A 25,083-nucleotide genomic window follows, 5' to 3' on the forward strand; every position below is an offset into this window, starting at 1 on the left:
GGTGGGGGGTGTGGTGGGGGGGAGGGGAAGGGAGCGGGGGGAAAGAGAGGGGGGAGAGAGGGAAGGAGAGGAAAAAGACGGCTTCTCCCCCCCCCCCCCCGCCCACCAGCAGCACGATCCGGTTCTCGACCGCGGCGAGCAGCGCATCCTGCTGGGTTTTGGAGAACCGGTGGACCTCGTCGATGAACAGCACGGTCTGCTCCCCCGCGGTCAGCCGCCGCCGGGCCACATCGATCACCGCGCGTACCTCCTTGACACCCGCCGACAGCGCGGACAGCGCCTCGAACCGGCGGCCGGTGGCATGGGAGATCAGCGAGGCCAGGGTGGTCTTTCCGGTGCCCGGCGGCCCGTAGAGCAGCACCGACGCCGCCCCCGAGCCTTCGACCAGACGGCGCAGCGGCGAGCCGGGGCCGAGGAGATGCTGCTGCCCGACGACCTCGTCCAGGGAGGCGGGCCGCATCCGCACGGCCAGTGGTGCACGCGTACCGCCGAGCCGAGCGGCCTGATCCGGCGCGGCGAAATCCGGCGTGCCCGCTCCCCCACCGGGCATATCGAACAGACCGTCACTCATGCCCTGGCCCCGCGGGCGCGAGTGAGAGTCCTGCATGGTGACGTTTCGCCACCGTCTCCGGGCCTGACGCACTCATGCCTGTGACCGTACCGTTCGCCGCCGACACCCGGTCCGGCGTGGACTCCGGGCGTCAGCTCAGGTGTTCGTCGAGCAGCGCGCAGACGCCCTCGGCGAAATCGCCGACCGCGTCGTTGCCGAGGCACCGCGCATCCTCGGCCAGCCCGGCCCACCGGTTGAGCAGGGCATCCGAGCGCGGCACCGACAGCCCGTGTTCGCGGGCCGCCGCGATCCGGGTGTGGTCCGCGGGCAGGAACCAGTAGGTGCTGAGCCAGACCCAGATCAGCCGCGCCTCGAGAATCTTCTCGGCGAGCAGATCGTCGTCGGCGAGGGCCGGCCATACACCGACGACCTCGGCCCGCCAGGCCTCCACCATCTGGGTGGCCAGTTCGCGGGACAGTTCGATATCGCACAGGCAGCCGGGGAAGGACACCAGCGCATACGCGATATCGAGGGTGGCGTCGCGGAAACCGCCCCATTCGTAGTCGAGGATGCGGGCACCCTCGTCGTTGATGATCACATTGTCCGGGCACAGGTCCGAGGGGCTGAACGCCCGGAACCGGCCGCCACCGAACAGCCGGGCCCCGTGGGCGACCTGGTCGGCCACCTCGTCGGGTACGTCGATACCGAGTTCGCGCCGCAGCATGGCGGGCACCTCCGTGACGGCGGCCTCGGCCTGCTGGGCGATACCGTCCACCCGGTGCAGGACATCGACCCGGCGGAGCAGGGCGACGAAATCGAGTTCACGGCCGACCGTGGCGGCATGCATCCGGCCGAGTGCCTGCGCGAACGCCATCATCGCGTTCTGGGCGGCCGGTTCGGCACCGGACCGCAGCACATCGGTGAGTTTGGTGTTCTCGCCCAGATCGCTGAGCACGAGCAACCGGTCGGGCAGGCTGTGCGCGATCAGGTACGCGCCCGGACGTTCGCCCCGGCTCAGCGCGGTGGTGAACTGGTAGGACACCGCTTCCCGGAGGAAGGCCGAATCGACGCTGGCGACACCCGGCATGATAGTCACGTTCTTGGGGTCGGCGACCGAGCCGCGCACCTGCTTGACGATCAGCGTGCGCGGTAGGGAGAAAGCGTTCTCGGCGACCCGGACCCGCAGGACGGTCGTCCGTCCACTGCCACTGAGTTCGGCGGGATCGCTCAGCTTCACCGGAGCACCCATTCGCTTTGTGAGCAACTGCTGCGCTGCGGATACGACTTCGGTGGCTCGTTCGGCCAGTAGTGCAGTCATCGCATCTCAAGTTACTCGCATTCGGTCACTTCTAGCGAGCGGTTGAACAACCTTTCCGTGTCGCCCGGCGTGTCAGACGTGTTCTCCGGCGTAGCTGCGGCCTGCTTGACAGCGCTGCGCGGGTCGGGTTTTCTCGATCTGAACTGCTGTGCGCCACACCGGAAACCCGCCCCGCCGAAAGGTATCCCAGCGTGACCGACACACCGAGTTCCGCCCCCGACTCCCCCGGCGCCCCGGACACGGCAGGCAGGCAACCCACATCCGGCGAATCCCGGCCCGCGGCGGTGGGCGACCAGGCGGCGGACAGCCCGCGTACCGCCGATTTCCCCGGCGGTGTGGTCCACGACCCGCACCGTAGCGGCCCGCCCGGGATGGAGAAACCCGTCACCACCGCGGGCCCCGGTACCGACCCTGCCGCGCGTACCGTCACCGATGAACCCGCACCACCGGCCGCCACGCAACGGCCAGCACCGGAGCGCTCCGCATCGGCCGGCACCGTTCCCGACCCGCCCGCGGGCCAACCCGTCTACGGCCCACCCGGTACGGGTCCCGGGCCGGAATCACCGGTCTACGGCTACCAGGCGCTCGGCACCGGAATTCCCGGACGGCTCGATGTCGGGCACGCGCTCAGCTACGGATTCGAGAAGTTCCGCCTCAATCCCGGGCCCTGGATCGCGGCGACCTCGCTCGGCTTCATCATCTATCTGCTGTTCTACCTGGTGGCACGGATCACCGAGCCGCGGTCGATGACGTCGTTGCTGGTGCTTTTCGCCGTCGTCATCGCCGGCCTCTGGATACTCCAGGCCGCCCTCGTACGCGGCGCGCTCTACGAAACCGACGGCTACCGGCCGGGTTTCGGCTCGTATTTCTATATCGGCAATCTCGGTAACGCGTTCCTGACCGCGTTACTTGCCTTCCTGGCCACCACTCTCGCCTCCGCGCTGTGCCTGATTCCCGGGATGCTGGTCGGTATCGGCTGCATGTTCTCGCTACATTTCGCCCTCGACCAGGGTCAGACGCCGGTGGCGGCGATCAAGTCCAGTTTCCTGCTGGCCCTGCGGGATCCGTGGCGGGTGTTCCTGCTGGCGCTGACCGTCGTCGTGGTCACCTGCCTCGGCCTGCTCGCCTGTGGGTTCGGGCTGCTGGTAGCCGGTCCGGTGGCGGCGATCGCGGTCACTTACGCGTACCGCACCCTCACCGGTGGCCCGATCTCGCCCGTCTGACCTGCCGGGACGACCGCACCCGGCCGCCGCTCGATCACACCAGCGGCCGGGCATCGGGCCGATATCTAGCCGGTACCCGCCTCGGTGACCGCGGCCCCGGTCGCACCGTTGGTCTCGGCCTTCGCCTTGTTCTGCGGCCGGGCATCCAGCCCTGCTTCTTTGCGCTGTTGCGCGGTGATGGGCGCGGGCGCGTCGGTGAGCGGATCCACGCCGCCGCCTGTCTTCGGGAAGGCGATGACCTCGCGGATCGAGTCGAGACCGGCGAGCAGCGCGACGATCCGGTCCCAGCCGAAGGCGATACCGCCGTGCGGCGGGGCGCCGAAGGCGAAGGCGTCCAGCAGGAAGCCGAATTTCTCCTGCGCCTCGGCCTCGCTGATGCCCATCACCTGGAAGACGCGTTCCTGCACATCCTTGCGGTGGATGCGGATACTGCCGCCGCCGATCTCGTTACCGTTGCAGACGATGTCGTAGGCGTAGGCGAGGGCGGAACCGGGATCGGTGTCGAAGGTGTCGATCGACTCCGGTTTCGGCGAGGTGAACGCATGGTGCACCGCCGTCCACGACGAATGTCCCAGCGCCACATCACCGCTGGCGGTGGCATCGGCGGCGGGTTCGAACAGCGGCGCGTCCACGATCCAGACGAACGACCACGCGTTCTCGTCGATCAACCCGACCCGCTGCGCGATCTCCGACCGCGCCGCGCCGAGCAGGGCGCGCTGCGCCTTGGCCGGGCCGGCAGCGAAGAACACACAATCCCCCGGCTGGGCACCGACATGCGCGGCCAGCCCTTCCCGTTCGGCGTCGGTGAGGTTCTTGGCGACGGGGCCGCCGAGCGTGCCGTCCTCACCGATCAGCACATACGCCAGCCCCTTGGCGCCGCGCTGTTTGGCCCATTCCTGCCAGGCGTCGAGCTGGCGCCGCGGCTGGCCCGCCCCACCGGGCATGACGACGGCACCGACATAGGGTGCCTGGAACACCCGGAACGGTGTTTCGGCGAAGTATTCGGTGCATTCGGTGATCTCCACCCCGAACCGCAGATCCGGCTTATCGCTGCCGAACCGGCGCATCGCCTCGGCATAGGTCATATGCGGGATCGGGGTCGGGATCCGGTAGCCGATGAGTTCCCACAGCGCCACCAGGATGTCCTCGGCCAGCAGGATCACATCCTCCTGGCGCACAAAGCTCATCTCGAGGTCGAGCTGGGTGAATTCGGGCTGGCGGTCGGCCCGGAAGTCCTCGTCGCGATAGCAGCGCGCGATCTGGAAGTAGCGTTCGATACCGCCCACCATCAGCAGCTGTTTGAACAGCTGCGGGCTCTGCGGCAGCGCGTAGAAACTTCCGGGCTGCAGCCGCGCCGGGACCAGGAAATCGCGGGCGCCCTCGGGGGTCGAGCGGGTCAGTGTCGGGGTTTCCACCTCGACGAATTCGTGGCGGGCCAGCACCGAGCGCGCCGCGGCGTTCACCCGCGACCGCAGGCGAATGGCATGGGCCGGAGCCTCGCGGCGCAGGTCCAGGTAGCGATACCGGAGCCGGGCTTCCTCGCCGGGCTGCTCGTCGAGCTGGAACGGTAGCGGGGCACTCTCGTTGAGTACCTCGAGCTCTTTGACGTTCACCTCGACCGCACCGGTCGGCAGTTCGGGGTTCTCGTTGCCCTCGGGACGCTGTTCGACCACACCGACGATCCGAACGCAGTACTCGGCCCGCAGCCGGTGCGCCTGCTCGGCCGCCGGCCCTTCCCGGAACACCGCCTGCGCCACACCGGAGGCATCGCGCAGATCGATGAAGATCACGCCACCGTGGTCACGCCGCCGCGCCACCCAACCGGAGAGGGTCACGGTCTGACCGGTCTGTTCGGCTCGCAACGAACCGGCCAAGTGGGTGCGCAGCACGGGATTCCTTTCGACGTTCGGAGCACACCGGGACGGCCACCGGATGCGGTTGCCATCGTAGTGTGCCCCGGCGGGCGGACTGAAACGGATATATTGCCAGCACCAGCAAAGTCGCAGCAACTACGTTTTCAGACGGGATGCTCGCATGACCTTCAACGAACGCGTGCAGATCGACCCCGGCCGCGCCTCCTCCGGTGGCGGCCCCGGCCGTGGCGGCAAGCTGGCCCTCGGCGGCGGCGCCGGCGGGCTGATCGTGCTGGTCATCGCCCTGCTGATGGGCGGCGATCCCGGGTCGGCGCTCGGCCAGTTCACCGGCACCCAGGACACGGGGCAGCGCGAGGTGACGGCCGGCACTCCCGAGCACTGCCGGACCGGCGCCGACGCGAACACGTATGTGGACTGCCGGGTGGTGCTCACCGCACAGAGCCTCGACGCCGTCTGGGACGAGCAACTGCCGCAACAGACCGGCGTCGCCTACGAACAACCCGGGTTACGCCTGTTCACCGGTTCGGTGTCCACCGGCTGCGGATATGCGACCAGTGCGGTCGGCCCGTTCTACTGCCCGGCCGACCGGACCGCGTATTTCGACGTCGGCTTCTTCCAGGAACTGGTGGACCGCTTCGGTGCCACCGGCGGACCGCTGGCACAGGAGTACGTCGTCGCGCACGAGTTCGGCCACCACATCCAGACTCTGCTCGGCGATATCGGCCGGGCCCAGCAGGATCCGCAGGGCCCGCAATCGGGCGCGGTACGCACGGAATTGCAGGCCGACTGTTACGCCGGTATCTGGGCGCATTACGCCGACCGCACACCCGCACCGGGCACGGACACACCACTGCTGCAACCGCTCGGCGATGCCGATATCGGCGACGCCCTGTCGGCGGCGGCAGCCGTCGGCGACGACCGGATCCAGGAGTCGGCGCAGGGCCGGGTGAACCCGGAGGTGTGGACGCACGGCGCGGGCGAGCAACGACAGAAATGGTTCCTCGCGGGTTACCGCACCGGTGAGGTGCGGGCCTGCGATACGTATTCGGCCACGGATCTGAACAATCCCGAAGACCTGCGCTGAACCGGTGGTTCAGAACTGGCTGTCGTAACCGGCGTCCTCGTCGGGATCGACCGCCCCGATGACCTCCGGTGCCGATTCACCCAGCGGACCGGTGAGGTCGTCGTTACCGGTCGCGCTGCGATACGACTCGACCGTCCGGCCGTGTTCCTCTTCGTTGTTGCGCTGACCGGCCGCACCCGCCGCGCCGCCACCCATGAAACCACTGGACGCGGGACTGGTGGCCGCGGGAGCCATACCGGTGGGCAGCGCGCCGGGCCGGACCATATTGCCGATCGGCGGCGTGGTCGCACCGGGCACACCCGGCATCGATGGCGACCCGGGCAGGCCCGGTGTACCGCCCGGCGCACCACCGGTCGACAAACCCGGGCTGCCGCTGGGCATACCGGGGCTACCCGGCATACCTGGGCTACCGGTACTCAGCCCGGCCGCAGTGGTCGCCGCCGGCTCACCGGTGGCCGAGCCCAGCACGGATTCCAGGCCCGACGGATCCGAGGCGAGACTCTGCGCCTGCTGCAAGATCGGTTCGCCGACGCTCTGCGCCACTTGCTGGGCGGCCTGAGCCGCCTGCTGCCCGTCCACACCGAGCATCTGCTGCACCACACCGCTCAGTTCGGCGGTCCTGCCCGCGAGGTCCCCGCGGGTGATGTTGGTGACCGTCACCGCCTGGCCCAGATGTTGGGTGGCCGAGGCGATGAGCGCGGTCTGCGCGGGCGGAGTCATCACCACCGGCGCGAGGGCCGTGGCCTGGGTGAGGAAGGATGCGGCAATGGTGGTGAGCTGCGCATTACCCTGCTGCACCACGGTGGCCGCGGCCTGCGTCATGGCCGAGATGTCGAATCCGCGCTGGCTGGTCTGCGCACCGGAATTATTGGCTTCCTGCCCGGCCGTCTGAGCGGTCTGGGCCGCCCCGCTCTCCCACGACTCGCCCATGGCGGACAGGCTGCTCTTACCCACGCCCATTGCCACCTCGATGACCTGGGACGCCTGGCTGAGGATGGCGGTGGGGTCCAGCGCGCCGATGACACCGGTCCCGAAGCTGCTCAGCAGATCGCGGATGGGCGCGAAAAGTACGTCGATTCCGGGCAGCGCCGGCAGGGCGGCGCCGTTGAGCAGGGCACCTACCGGGTCGGCGGGTAATGCGGGGGCCGCCGCGGCGGGAACGCCCGCGGCCGCGCCTGCGGGCGCGCCCACACCGGCGGCCGCCGCGGCCTGGCCGAGGAGCCCCTGAGCCGTATCCAGCACGGGCGCTGCCGCCTGGTTCACGACGCCCAGCACATGACCGGCCTGCGCGGATACGTCTTCGACGGCGCCGGACAGGATGTCCTGGGCCTCCGGTGCGCCACCGGTGAGCCCGGAAAGTCCCGGCATCCCGCCCGGCATACCGGCCGTTGCGGGACCGTCGTCGGAAACGCGCTGGGAAAGCACGAATTCCGGCGATTCGGCCGGCGCCTCCCCTTCCGGAAGCTGAGCCAGCGGAACATCCTGGATCGCCGCGCCGGGGTCCGGGGCGGACGCCGGGGCCGCGGTTACGGGGGTCTCGGCGGGCGCGGCGGGAACGGCATGCTGCAACTCGGGAGCGATAAGGCCCGCGGTACCTGCGCCGTTGTCGAGCGGTTTCACAGCGCGCCCCCCGCCGTACCGAGCGCGCCGGCGGTGCCGTCGTCGGTGAGGTCGTAGTTGAGCGCGGAGGAGAACGCAGCCTGCGACAGGTGCTGATACTTCGCCGCGAGATCGTTGATATCGCGGGTTTGCAGCACCTGCGCGGCGGCGAACATGGCCAGATAGTCGGCGCCGATCAGACCGAACACCGGCGTCAGCGCGGCGATATTGCGCAGGGCGTCGATATTGGCGACACCGGCGATCTCGGTGCCGATGCCGGCGTTCGTGGTACCGAATACCCGCAGCGCTTCGGTTTCCACCGAGGTATTACTCATCGGGCTCCCCCCTGATTCATCGTGAACATCATCGCCACCGCGTGAAACTTCTCGTGTGCCACAACGACACGCGCCCCTGCGGCATCAAATGGTTGCCGCCCGAATATAGCCCACCGCGGCGGTCCCGGACGAGACCGCGCCCCGCCACCAAACTAGAACAGGTTGCAAATTAGAACGAGTTCTATATTGTCGTCCGCATGAAGGTCGCAGTGACCGGCGCAGCCGGCTACCTGGGTACGAATCTGCTCCCGCTGCTCGCCGAGCGCGGGGACGAGATCACCGCCATCGACCGGGTGACCCCCCGGCAATCCGCCGCGGCGAACGTCACCTGGGTGAGCGCCGATGTCCTGGATCCGGCCTCGATGCGCGCCGCCCTCGACGGCGCCGAAGTCGTGTACCACCTGGTCGCGGTGATCACCCTGGCGGACAAGAACGACCTCGCCTGGCGGGTGAACACCGAGGGCGTACGCGTGGTCGCCGAGGCCGCCCACGCGGTCGGCGTCCACCGGTTCGTGCACGCGAGTTCGATCCATGCCTTCGACCAGTACAGCTGCGGCGGCTCGATCGACGAGACCACCCTGCGCTCCACCGATACCGATCTCCCCGTCTACGACCGGTCCAAATGGGCCGGCGAGATCGAACTCCGCAAGGTGATCGAGTCCGGCCTGGACGCGGTGCTCTGCAACCCCACCGGCGTATTCGGTCCCGCCGACCACGGAACTCCGCTTTCCCGGATCAACCGCTACCTGCGCGACGCAGCCCGGGGCCGTATCCCCGCCATGATCGACGGCGGTTTCGACCTGGTGGACGTCCGGGATGTGGCACGCGGTCTGATCCTCGCCGGTGAACACGGCCGCACCGGGGAGAACTACCTGCTCGGCGGCGAGATGATCTCCATGCTCGACCTCTGCCGGATGGCCGCCCGGCACGGCGGCAAGAAGGGGCCGCGCTTCTCCATCTCGACCAAACTCGTCTCGGGCCTCATTCCGGTGATGGAACCGATCGGCAAACGCCTGGGTACCGACGTCGTCTCCAAGGCCGCACTCGGCGCACTGGTTTCGGCACCGCTGGTCGACCACGGTAAAGCCACCCGTGAACTGGGATACCAGCCCCGGCCGATCGACGACACCGTGCGCGATCTGGTGGCCTTCTTCGCCGACCCGCACGCCCCGCTCCCGGATTTCACCCCGACTGCTTGACAGTAGTTAGAACGCGTGTTCGACTGGTCGCGTGCGGTGGCAGAACCAGACCCTGGACGCCGACGACGGCGCACTGCCCGGCCTCGGCCGGGCCGGGTTCGCCCGCACCGTACAGACTCCCGATTTCGAGGGCATCACCTTTCACGAGGTGCTCTGCAAGAGCGCGCTGAACAAGGTTCCCGACGAATCGAATCTGCCGTTCCGGTGGACGATCAACCCGATGCGCGGGTGTTCGCATGCCTGCCGGTACTGCTTCGCCCGAGGGTCGCACGAGTACCTGGAACTCGATGCCGGAACGGATTTCGACACCCAGATCGTGGTGAAGACGAATATCGCGGCGGTACTGCGGCGCGAACTGACTCGCCGCTCCTGGCATCGGGAGCGGGTCGCGTTGGGTACCAATACCGACCCCTACCAGCGGGCCGAGGGCCGATACCGGTTGATGCCCGGAATCATCAGGGCCCTCACCGATTCCGGTACACCGTTCTCGATTCTCACCAAAGGAAGCCTGCTGCACCGGGATCTGCCGCTGCTGAGCCTGGCCGCACGTGAGGTCGGCGTGCATATCGGGATCTCGCTGGCCCTGCTGGATCCGGAGTTGCAGCGCGCCCTGGAACCCGGCACCCCCGCACCGCGGGCTCGGCTGGATCTGGTCCGTGCCTGCGGTGATGCCGGTTTCGCGGTCGATGTGATGGTGGCGCCGGTGATTCCGTATCTCACCGACGGCCGGGCCCAGCTCGACGAACTGTTCGGCGAACTCGCCGCGGCCGGCGCGGAGTCGGCAGTGGTCATTCCCCTGCATCTGCGCGGCAGTACGCGTGGCTGGTTCCTGGGCTGGCTCGCCGAACACCATCCCGCACTACTGCGCCGATACCGGCAGCTCTACCGGAGCGGTGCGACGGTAGCGCCCGAATACGCGTCGTGGCTGCGGGAGCGGGTTGATCCACTGCTGCGCGAGCACGGCCTACGCCCGGAAGAACCACGCCCCCCAGAAGCCCGTCCGGCACCGGAACCGGCCGATACGCCGCAGCTGGAGCTGTTCGCCTGAGTACCCGCACGCGAGGTGCGGCGGGCCGGTGCCGGTTTCCGGGATACGGCGCAGAACGTGTTGGCAAAGGCATTGCTCGCCCGTACGTGGCGTTGTCGCACGGCGGATTCGTACGCGGAGGTGTGAGCGCCCCGCCAGATAACAGACCGGACACCAGTCCGGCCCTATGTCTCGGCATAACGGCCGTGCAACAGACTTCTGAATAAGCCCGCTGGCTGCAGTTTCGCCCCGCCGGTCGGCCGGCCGACTTTTCCGGGCCGCCCCGCCGGACCGCGCGCGCGGCGCACCGGACGCGCACTTTCCCGGCGCGGCGCCCCCCGGCAAGGGTAGGTTGGCGGCTGGTAGCTCATTTCGACGAGGAAGTGAAGCACGCGTATGGTTTCGCACCCCGACAACATCGCCCAGTCCGATGCCGCGCCGGCCGAAAATACCTCCGGCGCAGCGATATTGGATCGCGTCGTCATCCGGTTCGCGGGCGATTCCGGTGACGGTATGCAGCTCACCGGTGACCGGTTCACCCATGAGGCGGCGGCGTTCGGCAACGATCTGGCCACCCAGCCCAACTTCCCGGCCGAGATCCGGGCCCCGCAGGGCACCCTTCCGGGTGTGTCGTCGTTCCAGATCCAGATCGCCGACCACGATATTCTCACTGCCGGCGATCAGCCGGATGTGCTGGTCGCGATGAACCCCGCGGCACTCAAGGCCAATCTGGCCGAGTTACCGCGCGGCGGCACCCTCATCGTCAACACCGACGAATTCACCAAACGCAATCTCACCAAGGTCGGCTACACCGCCGATCCGCTGGCCGGCGAGGACCTCGCGGATTTCGTCGTGCACCGGGTCGCCATGACCTCACTGACCTTGGCCGCAACCGAATCCGCCGGCGTCGGCAAGAAGGACGGCCAGCGGGCGAAGAATATGTTCGCCCTGGGCCTGCTGTCCTGGATGTACGGGCGGCCGATCGGTGGCACCGAGAAGTTCCTGCGGGAGAAGTTCGCGAAGAAGCCGGAAATCGCCGAGGCCAATATCCTCGCCTTCCGGGCCGGCTGGAATTACGGCGAAACCACCGAGGCGTTCGCCACCACCTACCGGGTCGCCCCAGCGGCCCTGCCCGCAGGCACCTACCGGCAGATCACCGGGAACACCGCCCTGGCCTACGGCCTGGTCACCGCCGGGTCGCTGGCGGGGACGCCGCTGTTCCTCGGCACCTACCCGATCACTCCGGCCTCCGACATCCTGCACGAGCTGAGCAAGCACAAGAATTTCGGTGTCACCACCTTCCAGGCCGAGGACGAGATCGCCGGGATCGGCGCCGCCTTGGGCGCCGCGATCGGCGGTGCACTCGGGGTCACCAGCACGTCGGGGCCGGGTCTGGCGCTCAAGAGCGAAACCATCGGGCTCGCGGTGATGACCGAACTGCCGCTGGTGATCGTCGACGTCCAGCGCGGTGGCCCGTCCACCGGTTTGCCGACCAAAACCGAACAAGCCGATCTGCTGCAGGCCCTCTACGGCCGCAACGGCGAATCCCCGGTCGCGGTCCTGGCGCCACGTTCGCCGGCCGACTGTTTCGCCACCGCCGTGGAGGCGGCCCGGATCGCACTCACCTATCGGACGCCCGTTCTCCTACTGTCCGACGGGGCGATAGCCAACGGATCCGAGCCGTGGGCCATCCCCGCGGTGAACGAACTCGAGCCGATCGATCCGGCGTTCGAGGCCGCGGGCGACGGTGATTTCCAGCCCTATGCCCGCGACCCGGAAACCCTTGCCCGCCCCTTGGCGGTACCGGGAACCGCGGGCCGGGCCCACCGGATCGGTGGCCTGGAGAAGGCCGACGGCAGCGGTGACATCTCCTACGACCCGGCCAACCACGAGCTGATGGTGCGACTGCGCCAGGCCAAGATCGACGGTATCTCGGTACCGCCCGCCGAGGTCGACGACCCGGACGGCGCGGCGCGGGTGCTGCTCGTCGGCTGGGGCAGTTCCTACGGGCCGATCGGCGAGGCCTGCCGCCGAGTCCGCCGGCGCGGGGCGCGGGTCGCCCAGCTGCATCTGCGCCATCTCAATCCGCTACCGCCGGACCTCGGCGAGGTCCTGCGCCGCTACGACACCGTGGTGGCGCCGGAGATGAACAGCGGGCAACTGGCCTGGCTGCTGCGAGCCAAGTATCTCGTGGACGTGCAACCATGGACAAAGGTGGCGGGAACGGCATTCTCCGCCCAGGAACTGGTCGGCGTGATCGAGGCTGCACTGGACGGCACACTGGCCGAACTGGAGCAGAGCAAGGCATTCACCGCGCGAGCTCGAGCGACCTATCGCAGGAACGGGGGCGCATCATGACCATCATCGATACCTCGCCGACCGGGGCGGACCTCGGCATCACACCGGTCTCGGGAGTGACCGGCGTACCGGCCGCAGACGGCCCGCAGAAGGCCAAGGACTACACCTCCGACCAGGAAGTACGCTGGTGCCCCGGCTGCGGTGACTACGTCATCCTCGCCACGGTGCGCGGTTTCCTGGCCGAACTCGGCCTGCGCCGGGAAAACCTGATGTTCGTGTCCGGGATCGGCTGCTCCAGCCGATTCCCCTATTACCTCGACGCCTACGGAATCCATTCGATCCACGGCCGGGCCCCGGCCATCGCCACCGGGCTGGCGGTGACCCGCCCGGATCTGTCGGTCTGGGTGGTCACCGGGGACGGGGACGCCCTCTCCATCGGCGGTAACCATCTGATCCACGCCCTGCGCCGCAATGTGAACATGACCATCCTGCTGTTCAACAACCGGATCTACGGTCTCACCAAGGGGCAGTACTCCCCCACGTCCGAAGCGGGCAAGGTGACCAAATCGACGCCCATGGGCTCGGTCGACCATCCGTTCAACACGCTGTCGGTCGCTCTCGGTGCGGAGGCGACCTTCGCCGCCCGCGCTCTGGACTCCGATCGCGCGGGGCTCACCGAAGTGCTGCGCGCCGCCGCCGAACACCGCGGTACCTCGTTCGTGGAGATCCTGCAGGACTGCCCGATCTTCAACGACGGCTCCTTCGATGTGCTGCGCCGCGGCGACAGCGAATCCCGGCTCATCCCGCTCCGGCACGGCCAACCCCTGCGTTTCGGCGCCGACGGCGAATATGCCGTGGTGCAGCGTGGTTTCGGGCTCGCCGTAGCACCGACGGCGGACGTCGCGGAGGCCGATATCGTCGTCCACGACGCCCACCGCGACGACCCTGAGTACGCCTATGCCCTGTCGCGCCTATCCGACCAGGATCTGGATCACGTGGTCACCGGTATCTTCCGGGCGGTCCGGCGACCGACCTACGACGACGGCGTCCGCGCACAAACCACCGCGGCCCAGGAAAAGAACCCGGTCGGCCCCGATGCGCTGCAACGTCTACTCACCGGGTCGGAGACCTGGACGGTCTGACCGACGCAGTCGCCCCTCCCGTGCTCCGGGCCGGCCCGAAGCCACCGGATCGGCGCCGCCCGGGAGCTGCTCAGCGAAATGGTGGGCATCCCCGGCATCGTCCGGGAGGTGACGACTCCCGGCGCCGCAGTGACGCCGGCATCCCGCAGCGTCCGTTCCCGGCGACGCCGCGAACCGCGGGTGGACGGGCGCTGTCCCTGTCGCCGCGTCACCGGCGGCCGGATGACACCGGGTTGCGCAGCCGACGGAGGTGGTGCGTTGCATTTCGGGCCGAGCGGCGGTCGAAAAATATCGGCGTCGGCGTCGTAGCCGGGCTGCCCCCTCCCGCCGTGCCGTCGTCACCGTCCCGGCCTCCGCCTGCTCACGGATCCCAGGCGATTCACCGGCAGTCATCCGATTCAGTACAGGGCGGCGATCTCCTGGTCGGTGAGGACGATCGCGGCGACGTAGTCCTTGGTGCGCGCCGCGGCGACCGCCCGGTACAACGGGCGCTCCGCGAGCGCGGCATCGCGGGCTTCGGCGCGTAACTGATGGACCAGTAGGTCGGCGACCGCGAGACCGGCGGCCAGTTCGCTGCCGGACAGGGCGTCGGCGAGCCGTCGCAGACCCAGGATATGCAGTTCACGGCCGCTGCCCGCGTCTGTGTACATGGCAAGCGGTACCAGTTGGCGGTCCGGGCCGGCCGTGAGCCGCAGGATCACGCGACTGAGGCGGCCGGGGTGGACCAGCAATTCGACACCGGTCACGGCGGGAACCCGCAACTGCCGGGTCCGCCACAGTGTGCGCGCGTACAGCGTGTTCCCGGCCAGCCACAGGCGGCGGCGCCGGACCGCCAGGACATACCCGGCGGACGGCACGGCGACCACGAGCGCCGCCACCACTCCGGTGACCGGTTCGAGGAACAACCCGGCCACCAGGCCCACAACCAGGGCAAGACCTACCGCGACCAGCACCAACCGGCGGAGAACCGGCGCATACATCTCGGGGGCTACCAGATCCAGCCCGATTCGCTGGTCGGCATCGGGCGGGGGCGAATCGGTCACGGCTGCGCTTTTCGGTCCAGGGACAGGGTCGCCCGCAGAGTACTACGGGCGGTCGGACAACGCGGTGACGATCTCCGCCAACGGGATCTGCCGCTGGTCGCCCGTGCGCATATCCTTCAACCCGATGGTCTGCTCCGCCAGATCACGGTCGCCGAGGATCAGCGTGTAGCGGGCACCCGACCGGTCGGCGGCCTTCATGGCCCCCTTGACCCCGCGGTCGCCATAAACCAGATCGGCGCTGATACCGGCGGCCCGGAGTTCACCGGCCAGTACCACCATCCGCTGTTTCGCGGCGTCCCCGAGCGGCACCCCGAAGACCTCGCAGCGCGCCGGATCGCCTGCGCCGACCCCTTCGGCGGCCAGCGCCAGAACGGTGCGGTCCACCCCGAGCCCGAAGCCGATACCGGACAGCGCCTGCCCGCCCAGCTCCGCCATCAGACCGTCGTAGCGGCCGCCGCCGCCGATCCCGGATTGCGCGCCCAGGCCGTCGTGCACGAATTCGAAGGTCGTCTTCGTGTAGTAGTCCAAGCCGCGCACCATCCGCGGGTTCAGCACATACGGCACGCCGAGCGCGTCGAGGTGGGCGAGAACCCGGTCGAAATGGTTCTTCGCCGATTCGGACAGGTGATCGAGCATCAGCGGCGCGCCGGCGGTCATCTCGCGCACCTCGGGCCGCTTGTCGTCGAGTACGCGCAGCGGGTTGATCTCGGCGCGGCGCCGGGTCTCGGCGTCGAGGTCGAGACCGAACAGGAATTCCTGTAACCGCTCACGGTACTGCGGGCGGCAGGTCTCGTCGCCGAGCGAGGTGATTTCGAGCCGGAACCCGGTGAGGCCCAGACCGCGGAAACCGGCATCGGCGACCGCGATGACTTCGGCGTCCAGCGCGGGATCGTCGACGCCGATGGCTTCCACCCCGACCTGCTGCAACTGCCGGTAGCGGCCCTTCTGGGGGCGTTCGTAGCGGAAGAACGGGCCCGCGTAGCTCAGTTTCACGGGCAGCTGACCGCGGTCGAGGCCGTGTTCGATCACCGCGCGCATCACCCCGGCGGTACCTTCCGGCCGCAAGGTCACGCTGCGTTCGCTACGGTCGGAGAAGGTGAACATCTCCTTGCTCACCACATCGGTGGACTCACCGACGCCACGCGCGAACAGCTCGGTGTCCTCGAAGATCGGCAGCTCGATATGCCCGTACCCGGCGAGTCGGGCGGCGCGGAGGAGGCCGTCGCGTACCGCGACGAACTCGGCCGAACCGGGCGGGACATAATCCGGCACCCCCTTCGGGGCGGAGAAGCTGCTGGTCTTGGTCACGGTGAACCAGTTTCCCCCACCCGCCCCGGTCGAGTCCAACCGGTTACGGCCGGCCGGGGTGCCGCAGCGGGGAGTCCCGGGGCGATATCCGGGGGCGCACAGCTGGAGATGGCAGACTCTAGTCCCGGAACCAACAGACCAGAAGCGACCGGCCGGGCCCGGGCCCGGCCGCCGCACGGGAGGAACGTGGTAGTGCCGAGCAACGAACAGCGCCGAGCGGCGGCGAAACGCAAGCTGGAACGACAGCTCGCCAACCGGGCCGAACGCGCGCGCAAGCGTAAGCAACTCACCATCGCCGGATCCGCGCTCGGTGTCGTCGTGGTGATCGCCGCGGTGACCGGTGTGTATTTCCTGACCCGCGGCGGGGACAACGCCGATACCGCCGCCTCGCAGACGCCCGACGCCTCGCTGTCCAGTACGCCGGGTGCCGCACCGCCGCCGCCCGCGGCCGCAAAACCGGCCAGTGTGAATTGCGTCTACAACGACACCCCCGAGCCGGCGGCCAAACCAGTGGAGAAGCCGCGCGCCGAGGGTATCCAGACGGGCGGCGACAATGCGACGCTGAGCCTCAGCGTGGACACCAACCACGGCCCGCTCGGGCTGACGCTGAACAACGCCGAATCGCCGTGCACCGTGAACAGTTTTGCCAGCCTGGCGGGCCAGGGCTATTTCGACGGTACGGACTGCCACCGTCTCACCCAGGGCGAGGGCCTGAAGGTATTGCAGTGCGGTGATCCGACCGGTACCGGTACCGGCGGCCCGGGCTATCAGTTCGACAACGAATACCCCACCGACCAGTACCCGCCGGAGGATCCGGCCCTGTCGGAGCCGATCAGCTACAAGCGCGGCGTGCTGGCCATGGCGAATGCCGGACCGGGCACCAACGGTAGCCAGTTCTTCATCGTCTACGGCGATTCGATGCTGCCGCCGAACTACACGATCTTCGGTACCGTCGACGAGGCCGGCCTGGCCACGCTGGACACCATCGCCGGGATCGGCCAGGACGAATCCAACGGTCCGGGCGACGGTAAGCCGAACCAGCCCGTGACGCTGAATTCGGTACGGATCGACTGAGTTCGACGCGCCCGGCTCGCCCCCGCAGCGATCCCGTAGATATATGCTGGTCGGCGACAGGTAGTACAGACTGTGCCCCTGTTTCTCGGGTAATCTCGAAAGTGGGAGTGCGCGTGACCATGTCGCGCTCATCGCCTCGCCGTTCGGGCCGGTGCGCTGCCGGCGGGATCTTCCGGCGAACGTTTCCGGAGGGCGGATCCCGGCGGACCGTTCGCGGGTCGGGTGGCGAATCCCGATCCGCCCGGCGGCCCCGCTGCCACCGGGCACCATGAACACCCATAGTGACCACCGCAGTATCGGGAGCAGCCATGTCCGAGGATATCGACGATATCGGCCGGGAAACCGCGGCCATGATGAAGACGATGTTGCAGATCGCGACCCTCGTCGCGCTGAAAACCCGGGAACGCGGCCAGCGTGAGGCCGAGGCCCGCGTGAAGCTCACCGAAGCCCGGGTGAAAGAGGCCCGGGAGCTGCAGATCCGGGAGGCACGTGATGCCAAGTCCAAGGATCCACGCAACCTCGCATTGGCCCAGACCATTTCACGGGCATCGGCCGAGGTGAAACCGGGCTCCACCGTCCCGCAACGGGAAACGAGCGGTTATCGCGGGGTGCAACTGGAGAAGGACCGCGTCACACTGGAACGGTTCGCGGACAGATCCGAACAGGTGACCGGGGCCGCGACGGCGGTGAGCTACGACTCGGTGGAGCGCCGGGCGGCATTGGCCGCACATCTGTCCAGGATCGGGATCGCCCCGGAACTCGCGGCGGCCCGGATGCTGGTCGAGGTGGGCCAAGCGGGTCCGGCCAGCGACGCGGCCCGCAACCGCCCGGACCGGACGCCCGCAGTCCAGCGGGCCCGGGAGCAGGAGCTAAGCCGCAGCCGCGGGCTGGAACGGAGCCGGTGAACGCGGTTCCGGCCGTACGCGCAGGGGTTTCACCCGCACCGATCGATAAATCGAGGAAAACGCCCGTCGGCGACGGGCGTTTTCTCGTGCTGTAGCGCGGGGTACCACGGATCTGTCAGTGCCGTGGATCCTCGATTTCGATTCCGTCGGCAGGTTCGGATTCGCCGGCCGAGTGGTCACCGTTTCCTGTCGGTACGCTGAACAACCCCTGCGGCGGCGCTGCCAGCGGCAGCGGATCGAGCCTGTCCTTGTGCCCGTTGCGCACGCTGCAGTACTTGAACGGCCCGCGCGGGTCGAGCAGAACCGCCATGTGCTGGTCGGCATGGTCGAGGAGCCATACGCTCATACCGGTGGCCGGGTCCTGCCGCAGATGCTCCCAGGCCCGCCATACCGCGTCGAGCCGGACGATGGCTTCGGTGTGTTGCCACCATTGCGGGCACCAGACGGTATCGCTCAGGTCGCTGACCTGGCGGCGATAGACAACGCTGAGATAGTTCTCGACGAACTCCACCACGTTCTCGTAGACGAGCTGTCCTTGCTGTTGGGGGGTCTCGGTCACAGCGGGCGAACCTCCTGCCTGTCTCCCGGTCCGTTATCGGGCCCCGGGGGTGTTTCTCCCGGTCCACTATCCGGTTCCGGGGGTGTTGCTTTGATGAGCGACGGAGACCCGATGAGATCGGGGATACGAGTTTTCTGCTGCGGATCGTGCTGTTCAATGGATTTCTGCACCAGCGGCGCGTACTCGCCCTCCCACCATGGCACAGTCCGCACCAGGACGGGCGGAGCCCCGGAGGAGAACACGATGGCGCGACCCCGCGGCAGCGTGGCCAGTGCCTGCACCGTGAACGTCTTCGACGACCCCAGCGATCGCGAGTAACTCTTACTGCCCTTGGATTCCGAGACCGACCCGGAGATGGACGAATGCTCGCCGATGGCCTCCGAACGTTCCCGCAGGAAGTTCGCGTCGTCGACACCGCTACCGAACACCTTGATATTGGCGGCAGACCAGAGCGCGTTCATTCCGTCGTCGCCCCAGCATCGAGCGCCTTGAGCCCAGGACTGCAAGACAGTCATCACCACGATGCCGCGCGACCCGAAATGGCTGTACTGCTTGGGCAGATCCTTCCAGCGCACCACATTCGCGGCCTCGTCCAGCACGGCCAGCAGGGGAATCGGCAGTCGTCCGAACGCCGACCGGGAGGCCTTGCGCATGGCGACGTCGATCACCGCCTCGGTGAGCGCGCTGACCAGCGGGGCCGCGGAACCACGGCCTTCGAGGGACAGGCTGTAGAGCGTGCCGTTGTTCTCGATGAACTCCAACTCGTCGAACTGGCCGCGGTCCCTTTCGTTGGGATCCGTGCGCGGGGTCACCCATTTGTGCACATTCCGCAGTTTCAGGCAGCGCACCATTTTCTTCGCCGTACTGAAGATCCCGCTGCGGGTCCGCGGATCAGCGTTGTACTGCGCGCTCAGACCGGACGCCGAATAACGATGCCCCGCATCGCCCAGCAGTGTGACCGGCTCCTCATCGCTCGGGTTCGTCACCCATTCCCAGATCTGCGTGATGGGCCGCCCGGCCACCGCCGCGGCCAGGAACAGGCCTGCCAGCAGATCTTCGGCCTCCGGGTCGAAGAAGTTGTCCTTGCCGGAATCGGCACCGCTGTCGGCGTCGGCGAAGTGCCCGGCCAGCCGCGCCGCCCGCATCTCACAGCCGTCACTGTGCGCGTCCACCCAATCCAGCGGGTTCCAGTACCAGGTGGGTTCCTCGGCCGCGACACCCTGCGGATCGAAGACGAAGGTGCGGCTGCCCTTGGCTTCGCGGACATCCCTTGTGGCATCCACGACGTCGCGCTTGTTGGAAGTGGCCAGGACCGGCCCGATGGCGCTGAGTATCGCCGGGATGACTCGTGAACTGGACTTTCCCTGTCGCGGGCCCCAGATATCGAGGTGCAAATCCTCGTAGGAGCCGTACAGCATGGAGCCGTCGGCGACAGCGACTCCGATCGGCACCCCCGGCGAATCATCGGAACCCAGCCGGACACCGAGTTGTCCGGCCTTTTCGCGGACACCGGCCTCGGTGAGCGCGGCGATGGCACCGCCGTTGCCCATGACATCGGCCTTGTCGTCCACTGCCAGCCGGCCGATACTGCGTTTGGCCGTGGCCCGCCTGCGCCACAGGACGAACCCGACCAGCGCGGCGACAACCAGCACCAGGATCACCGTGGCTCCGGTGGGCCAGCGCAGTTCACCCTTGACCATTCCCGCGACGATGGCGATCGGATTGACCGGCATATCCTGCTTCTGCAGGGAGAGCATATTGCCCAGATGTAGCGCCACCCAGACTGTGGCCAGGACCGTGCCGCCCACGTATATCGCGATGAGGGTCAGGTCCGGGCCGGGGACGGCCGGATCCTTCACCGGTTTCTTCTTCGCCATACCTGCCTCCTCAGTGGTCCCCGCCCGTGGTCACCGGTAGCCGTCGAGCCGCCAGCCCGCGGGCGTCTGCACCACGGTCGCGATCACGGTGGCCGGCGCCAGGGGTTCCTCGCGGCCGTCCGGGTAGACAACGGTCTGCTCGATTCCGATCTTGTACTGCCGCACAGCGGGATCCGGCCCGGCAGGCGGCCGGTCCCCGGACGCGAAGGTGAACGATTCGACCCGCGCGCCCGCCGCCGCCCATTCACCCCAGCGCAGCGAAACACCGGGCACAGCCGCGGTATCCGTGGGCGCGTCCAGCACCCGGACCAAGCTGGGGCCCAGGAATCTCCGCGCCCGCTCCAGCGAATCGCCCGGAACCTCGGTAGCCGGTTCCCACCGGTAGATCTCCCGCAACGCGGCAACGGCCACTCCGTCGGGTGTCGTGGGATCCGGTGCAGGGACGGCCTCCAGCCGCCGCGGGGTGGAAACGGCCGGTCCGCCTGCCGTTCCCGCGTCGTCACCACCGCCACAGCCGCTCAGCATCGTGATGCCCAGCATCAGCGCCACCACCAGTCCCGCACCGGCACTCGTCTTCCGGCTCCAGGTTAACCGCCACGACGCCGAACGAGTCGCCGATCCGCGCGTGTTCACAGCACCCTCCTCGCTCGGGCATCGCCGGGTACCGATGCCTCGGCCACCCCACCCGCGGCCTCCGCCGTCACCGCTGGGGCCGCGTGGATCATCTGCCCGTTACCGGCGTAGATCCCGACCCGGGCGGGACCGCGGTCGGCGAATTCGCTGAAGACCAGGTCGCCCGGCTGTATTTCGCTGATCGATACCTCGGTTCCGGCCTCCCACTGCTGTTCCGCGGTGCGTGGTAGCGAAACCTCGCCACCGGAGGCGGCGAATACCGCGGCCGAGGTGAGCCCTGGGCCGTCGAGTCCACCACTGCTGGGCCCCTGTGGCCCGCCACCACCCCAGACGTACGGGGTACCCAGCCATTCGTGTGCGGCTCGCACGATCTCGTCGCCGGCGGTGGCGTCGGTATCGGGGGTGAAGCGGCCGGACGCGCCCGGGGCCCGGTATTCCGCCTCCATGGCCAGGATATTCGCAACGTACGGCTGGGTTTCCGAATAGTGCGCGGCAACCTGGTTGGGCATCCCGCCGGAGGCCAGTACCGCCCCCTCGCCCGCGTTGTAGGCGGCCAGCGTCAACGCGGCCACATCGCCGTGCACGCGGCCCTCCGCGATCCATCCGTTGATCTTGTGCGCGATCGCGCACATATATCGTCCCTGGCCCATGATGGCGTCACCGTCGTCCCATACGCTGGCCACCCCGTTACCGTCGGCGTCGATGACATAGGGCCGGCCGTCGTCGGGGTTCGTACTGGTGGCGGTACCGGGCAGGAACTGCGCGAGACCCTGTGCTCCCGCCGGCGAGGTGAGGCCGCGCCGGAAACCGGACTCCTGGCGGCCCTGTGCGGCCAGCAGCGACGGGGTGACCTCCGGGCACAGGGAACCCGCCCGGCGGTACCAGATCTCCAGTTCCGGCGGCACCTTCCCGTCGGCCAGCGCCCCACCGGGCGTACCGAAACCGCGGACGCACTCCGGGTCGGTCGAATAGGCCCGCGCACCGCCGAGGTCGGGAGTCGGCGCGCCGTCGAGCCAGGGCACGGGATCGATCTGCCGGCCACCGGTGAACCGGCCACCGGGCACGACCTCGAAATGCAGATGCGGACCGCTGGATTCACCGGCCGAGCCGACCGCCCCGATATGCTGCCCCGCCCGCACCTGCTCCCCCACTCGCACCAGCACCCCGTGGTCCCACATATGTCCGTAGACGGCCGAGAAGGCGCGGCCGTTACGCGGATCGGTGGAATCGACCACGATCCAGTTCCCGAAGCCGGACGCCGGACCGGCGGCCACCACCACCCCGTCGGTGACCGAGAAGATGGGTGTCCCGTCCGGCGCCGCCAGGTCGATGCCCTTGTGGCCGCCGCCGCGCGAGCCGAAGACGTCGGAGACCGAAAAGGTTCCGGCGGCCATCGGCCAGGTGCGGTCCAGCGGCCCCGCATCGGCCGCGAGCGCGGGTGTGGCGGTGGCGGCGGGGTTCGCGGTTGCACTCGGGGTATCGCCCGCCGCCCGCGGGTCGCCGCCGGGCGGAGCCGTGCCGCTCGGGTCCACCACCGAGCTTCCTTCGCAGGGGTCGTCGACCGCGGGCATCACGATGACCAGAATCACCGTCATCAGCCCTAGTACCAGTCCGAGTGCTGTCCACAGCACCGATTTCGCGTTCACGGCCGCGCCTGGTTCACGTGTGGCGCCGGCTTTCGTTCAGGGTATCGGCCAGCGCCCGGTTCACTTCGGCGGCCGCCGCCAGCTGCTGCTGCAGCAGCGTGACCTTGCGCCGCAGGGCGGCCGCGTCCATGCGGTCCAGACCCGGCCCCTCCGCGGCCCGTACCCAGTTGCGCACCGAATTCGTGTGCACCCCGATCTGTTCGGCCACCAGCCGGCACGCTTCCGATTCACTGCGCAGCTTGCCGGTCAGCGCGACGACCTGTTTCACCGCGGCGGCACGCACTTCGGGCGATACCCGCCGATACGACCGGTGCGGCATCATGAACCGCTCCCTCCCCCGGGATACGCACCGTCGCCTGCCGTGGTCTCCCGGGCGCCGGCTCGGCCCGGATGCGCGGTGAATTCCTCGAACCGCTGGTTGGTGTCGTGGATCCCGCTGAGTTTCTCGGCCGCGGTGAATTCCATATGGAACGGAATACCGGGCCGGCGATCCTCACCGATCTTCAGCAGGAACTTGCCGGTACCGGGCGGGGAGGGCCGCACCTGGCCCGGTTTGAGCGCCTCGCCGGTGAGCGCCTGGGGAGCCGACCAACTGGTCACCATCTCCTCCTCGGCAGCGGTGAACGGCACCGTACTGTCCAGCCGTTTGATCTCCTCGGCAGGCAGGGCACCGAAGATCTTGGCGCGCGCGCGTTCCAGGAAGCCCAGCGCCTTGGCGATGGCCGCCTCCGACCCGAGCGACTGCAAATCCTTGATGGTGTGGCTGATCATGATCAGCGCGGTGGCGATACCGCGCTGCAGGCGGGTCAGTTCGTCCACCCGGTCGACCATGAAATCGCCGAGGCCCAGTACCTGCCACAGCTCGTCCATCACCACTTGGAAGTACCGCTGCGGGGCCATCCCCGCATCGGTGAGGGTGTGCGCTGCCTCGACTGCCGCGAAACCGTCGGCCCAGCAGGCCAGCATGACGGCGGCCTTGAGCTTCTTGTCCCCGTTCGGGATATGGGAGACATCGATGCACACCGCCACCGAATCGGTATCGATCGGCACCGTGGTCTGGCCGTTGAACACTGCACCGAACGGCCCCTGCGTGAGGGCACGCAACGAACGCCGCAGCCCCCTGATCGCCTCCTGGTATTCGCTCCCGCTGTCGGCGCCGGCGTCCAGCATCATCTCCTCGCCGCCGGCGACGATGACCTCCAGCAGGTTCTCCATGATCGGCGGCCGGTCCGGGCTGTACCCGCTGCCCGGCCGGTACAGGATCCCGAGCGCGGTGGAGATCAACGTCTCCTCGTAGTCGCGCACGCGGGCCCCGCGCACGAGTTCCACCAGACCCGCGATCAGCGTGACCTGCCGGGCGTGCAGATCCTGCAGTACCTGACGCTGCAATTCGGGGTGCTCTGCCAACCGCGGCACGATATCGCCCAGGACCCCGCCGGCCAGTGGATTGAGTTTGCCGTGGCCGTACCCCAGGTCGATCACCTGCCCGCCGACCAGTTCCACCAGACGCCGATAGTCGGGTTTGACATCGGCGAGGATCAACGGGGTGATGCTCTGCGCGACCCCGCCGAGAACGATCCGGCGGACCAGCGACGACTTACCGAAACCATTGAGCCCCAGCACGAAAAGGCTGGGTGCGGTGATGAAGCTGCCGCGCATGAACCAGTTCATCGGATCGAAGCAGACGGGCGCGCCGGTATGCAGATGGGAACCCAGCGGGGTTCCGATCAGCGGTGCCCCGGCACCGACGGACCACGGCCACAGCCCGGCCACCTGCGCGGTGGTGGCCCGGTATTCGACCGGGCGGCCCACGACGTTCATCCGGCCACCGCCGGCTCCCGCATAACCACGCTCGGTCAACTGTGCGGTCTGCCGGTCGAAACCGTCCTGGAATTCCTGTTCCGCGCGGGCCTCGTAGTTGCGGCGCCGGATATCGTCGGTGCGGACCCGGAAGGTAGCCCAGGCCGCGCGTAGTCCGGCGCCCTCGCGGCTGAGCTCCTCCAGCCGGGACCGGGTTGCCGGATCGAGCAGCGGCGGCCCCGACTGCTTACGTTTCTCGGACCGGACTTTCGCCCGGCGCGCGGCCTTGTCGAATTCCGGCGTACCCATCGCCCGGTCCGCGGTCGTATCGACCCGGGCACGGCGCACCCGTTCCCGGTTCGCCCCACCCCGTTCGCGCGGGACCCGGCCGCCGGGATCGGCGTTGCGCGTTGTCGCGCCCCGTCGTTCGGTACGCGAGCCGCTGCCCTCGCGCCGCTGACCGGCCGCGGAACCGGGCTCGGCGTCCCGGCCGCGCCGGTCCTCGTCCCGGCCCGCTCGTGTCCGTTCGCCGGTGGCGACCCGGACCCGGTTCCGTTCCCGCAAGGGGGGCTCGTGCTCGCGTACCATC

Annotated in this window: 21 protein-coding genes; 8 read left to right on the forward strand and 13 right to left on the reverse strand. The window is 68.6% G+C overall.

What is annotated here, in order from left to right:
- The coding region (locus ACFWPH_RS02870; RefSeq protein ID WP_378747749.1) for an AAA family ATPase at positions 1 to 571 on the reverse strand (571 nt) is incomplete at its 3' end.
- Between the two features lie 130 nt (positions 572 to 701).
- Positions 702 to 1,868 carry a phosphotransferase family protein gene (locus ACFWPH_RS02875; RefSeq protein WP_378747750.1) on the reverse strand — a complete coding sequence of 389 codons (1,167 nt, stop codon included), beginning with the start codon at positions 1,866 to 1,868 and terminating at the stop codon, positions 702 to 704.
- 191 nt (positions 1,869 to 2,059) lie between these two features.
- Here ACFWPH_RS02875 and ACFWPH_RS02880 point away from each other — a divergent pair, with 191 nt between their 5' ends.
- Positions 2,060 to 3,091 (forward strand): hypothetical protein, encoded by a 1,032-nt coding sequence (locus ACFWPH_RS02880; protein ID WP_378747751.1) that lies wholly within the window; start codon positions 2,060 to 2,062, stop codon positions 3,089 to 3,091.
- A gap of 65 nt (positions 3,092 to 3,156) precedes the next feature.
- Here the strand turns inward: ACFWPH_RS02880 and aspS are convergent, their stop codons facing one another.
- Positions 3,157 to 4,980, reverse strand: coding sequence for an aspartate--tRNA ligase (aspS, locus tag ACFWPH_RS02885; RefSeq protein WP_378747752.1), 1,824 nt, complete (start codon positions 4,978 to 4,980; stop codon positions 3,157 to 3,159).
- 145 nt (positions 4,981 to 5,125) lie between these two features.
- Here aspS and ACFWPH_RS02890 point away from each other — a divergent pair, with 145 nt between their 5' ends.
- Positions 5,126 to 6,049 (forward strand): neutral zinc metallopeptidase, encoded by a 924-nt coding sequence (locus ACFWPH_RS02890; protein WP_378747753.1) that lies wholly within the window; start codon positions 5,126 to 5,128, stop codon positions 6,047 to 6,049.
- Between the two features lie 9 nt (positions 6,050 to 6,058).
- Here ACFWPH_RS02890 and ACFWPH_RS02895 read toward each other — a convergent pair whose 3' ends face one another.
- Both ACFWPH_RS02895 and ACFWPH_RS02900 read right to left on the reverse strand, forming a co-directional pair.
- The gene (locus ACFWPH_RS02895) at positions 6,059 to 7,669 is read right to left on the reverse strand and encodes a hypothetical protein (RefSeq protein WP_378747754.1); all 1,611 of its coding nucleotides are present in this window, start codon (positions 7,667 to 7,669) and stop codon (positions 6,059 to 6,061) included.
- On the reverse strand, positions 7,666 to 7,983 hold the full coding sequence (locus ACFWPH_RS02900) for a type VII secretion target (RefSeq protein WP_280418675.1): 318 nt from the start codon (positions 7,981 to 7,983) through the stop codon (positions 7,666 to 7,668). Before ACFWPH_RS02900 ends, ACFWPH_RS02895 begins: the two co-directional genes overlap by 4 nt.
- A 197-nt stretch (positions 7,984 to 8,180) precedes the next feature.
- Between ACFWPH_RS02900 and ACFWPH_RS02905 the strand changes: the two genes are divergently transcribed.
- The 4 genes from ACFWPH_RS02905 (at position 8,181) to ACFWPH_RS02920 (ending at position 13,649) form a co-directional block, all read left to right on the forward strand.
- Positions 8,181 to 9,182, forward strand: coding sequence for an NAD-dependent epimerase/dehydratase family protein (locus tag ACFWPH_RS02905; RefSeq protein WP_378747755.1), 1,002 nt, complete (start codon positions 8,181 to 8,183; stop codon positions 9,180 to 9,182).
- A gap of 31 nt (positions 9,183 to 9,213) precedes the next feature.
- The gene (locus tag ACFWPH_RS02910) at positions 9,214 to 10,230 is read left to right on the forward strand and encodes an Rv2578c family radical SAM protein (protein WP_378747756.1); all 1,017 of its coding nucleotides are present in this window, start codon (positions 9,214 to 9,216) and stop codon (positions 10,228 to 10,230) included.
- Positions 10,231 to 10,605: 375 nt separating this feature from the next.
- The gene (locus ACFWPH_RS02915) at positions 10,606 to 12,567 is read left to right on the forward strand and encodes a 2-oxoacid:acceptor oxidoreductase subunit alpha (protein WP_378747757.1); all 1,962 of its coding nucleotides are present in this window, start codon (positions 10,606 to 10,608) and stop codon (positions 12,565 to 12,567) included.
- A complete protein-coding gene (locus tag ACFWPH_RS02920) occupies positions 12,564 to 13,649 on the forward strand; it encodes a 2-oxoacid:ferredoxin oxidoreductase subunit beta (RefSeq protein ID WP_378747758.1) in 1,086 nt (361 codons plus the stop codon). The genes ACFWPH_RS02915 and ACFWPH_RS02920 overlap by 4 nt, the downstream gene beginning before the upstream one ends.
- A gap of 398 nt (positions 13,650 to 14,047) precedes the next feature.
- Here ACFWPH_RS02920 and ACFWPH_RS02925 read toward each other — a convergent pair whose 3' ends face one another.
- Together ACFWPH_RS02925 and hisS are read right to left on the reverse strand one after the other, a co-directional pair.
- Positions 14,048 to 14,692 (reverse strand): hypothetical protein, encoded by a 645-nt coding sequence (locus ACFWPH_RS02925; protein ID WP_378747759.1) that lies wholly within the window; start codon positions 14,690 to 14,692, stop codon positions 14,048 to 14,050.
- Between the two features lie 42 nt (positions 14,693 to 14,734).
- Positions 14,735 to 16,000, reverse strand: a complete 1,266-nt coding sequence (gene hisS / locus ACFWPH_RS02930; RefSeq protein ID WP_378747760.1) for a histidine--tRNA ligase — start codon at positions 15,998 to 16,000, stop codon at positions 14,735 to 14,737.
- A gap of 192 nt (positions 16,001 to 16,192) precedes the next feature.
- On the opposite strand from hisS, the gene ACFWPH_RS02935 reads away from it, so the two are divergent.
- Both ACFWPH_RS02935 and ACFWPH_RS02940 read left to right on the forward strand, forming a co-directional pair.
- The gene (locus ACFWPH_RS02935) at positions 16,193 to 17,074 is read left to right on the forward strand and encodes a peptidylprolyl isomerase (RefSeq protein ID WP_378747761.1); all 882 of its coding nucleotides are present in this window, start codon (positions 16,193 to 16,195) and stop codon (positions 17,072 to 17,074) included.
- Between the two features lie 308 nt (positions 17,075 to 17,382).
- Positions 17,383 to 17,979, forward strand: a complete 597-nt coding sequence (locus tag ACFWPH_RS02940) for a hypothetical protein (RefSeq protein WP_378747762.1) — start codon at positions 17,383 to 17,385, stop codon at positions 17,977 to 17,979.
- A gap of 115 nt (positions 17,980 to 18,094) precedes the next feature.
- Here ACFWPH_RS02940 and ACFWPH_RS02945 read toward each other — a convergent pair whose 3' ends face one another.
- The 6 genes from ACFWPH_RS02945 to ACFWPH_RS02970 are packed head-to-tail and all read right to left on the reverse strand — an operon-like array spanning position 18,095 to position 25,082.
- Entirely contained in the window at positions 18,095 to 18,538 is a 444-nt protein-coding gene (locus tag ACFWPH_RS02945) for a DUF4913 domain-containing protein (RefSeq protein ID WP_378747763.1), read from the reverse strand.
- On the reverse strand, positions 18,535 to 20,415 hold the full coding sequence (locus ACFWPH_RS02950; protein WP_378747764.1) for a type IV secretory system conjugative DNA transfer family protein: 1,881 nt from the start codon (positions 20,413 to 20,415) through the stop codon (positions 18,535 to 18,537). The genes ACFWPH_RS02945 and ACFWPH_RS02950 overlap by 4 nt, the downstream gene beginning before the upstream one ends.
- Positions 20,416 to 20,445: 30 nt before the next feature.
- Positions 20,446 to 21,048, reverse strand: coding sequence for a hypothetical protein (locus tag ACFWPH_RS02955; RefSeq protein ID WP_378747765.1), 603 nt, complete (start codon positions 21,046 to 21,048; stop codon positions 20,446 to 20,448).
- Positions 21,045 to 22,694: a peptidoglycan DD-metalloendopeptidase family protein gene (locus ACFWPH_RS02960; RefSeq protein ID WP_378747767.1), complete on the reverse strand. Its 1,650-nt coding sequence runs from the start codon at positions 22,692 to 22,694 to the stop codon at positions 21,045 to 21,047. The genes ACFWPH_RS02955 and ACFWPH_RS02960 overlap by 4 nt, the downstream gene beginning before the upstream one ends.
- A gap of 13 nt (positions 22,695 to 22,707) precedes the next feature.
- Positions 22,708 to 23,016, reverse strand: a complete 309-nt coding sequence (locus tag ACFWPH_RS02965; RefSeq protein ID WP_378747768.1) for a transposase — start codon at positions 23,014 to 23,016, stop codon at positions 22,708 to 22,710.
- Complete coding sequence (locus tag ACFWPH_RS02970) at positions 23,013 to 25,082, reverse strand: hypothetical protein (protein WP_378747769.1); 2,070 nt, start codon at positions 25,080 to 25,082, stop codon at positions 23,013 to 23,015. Before ACFWPH_RS02970 ends, ACFWPH_RS02965 begins: the two co-directional genes overlap by 4 nt.
- Position 25,083: the final 1 nt, after the last annotated feature.

This window comes from Nocardia sp. NPDC058499, assembly GCF_042719915.1.
GTDB lineage: Bacteria > Actinomycetota > Actinomycetes > Mycobacteriales > Mycobacteriaceae > Nocardia.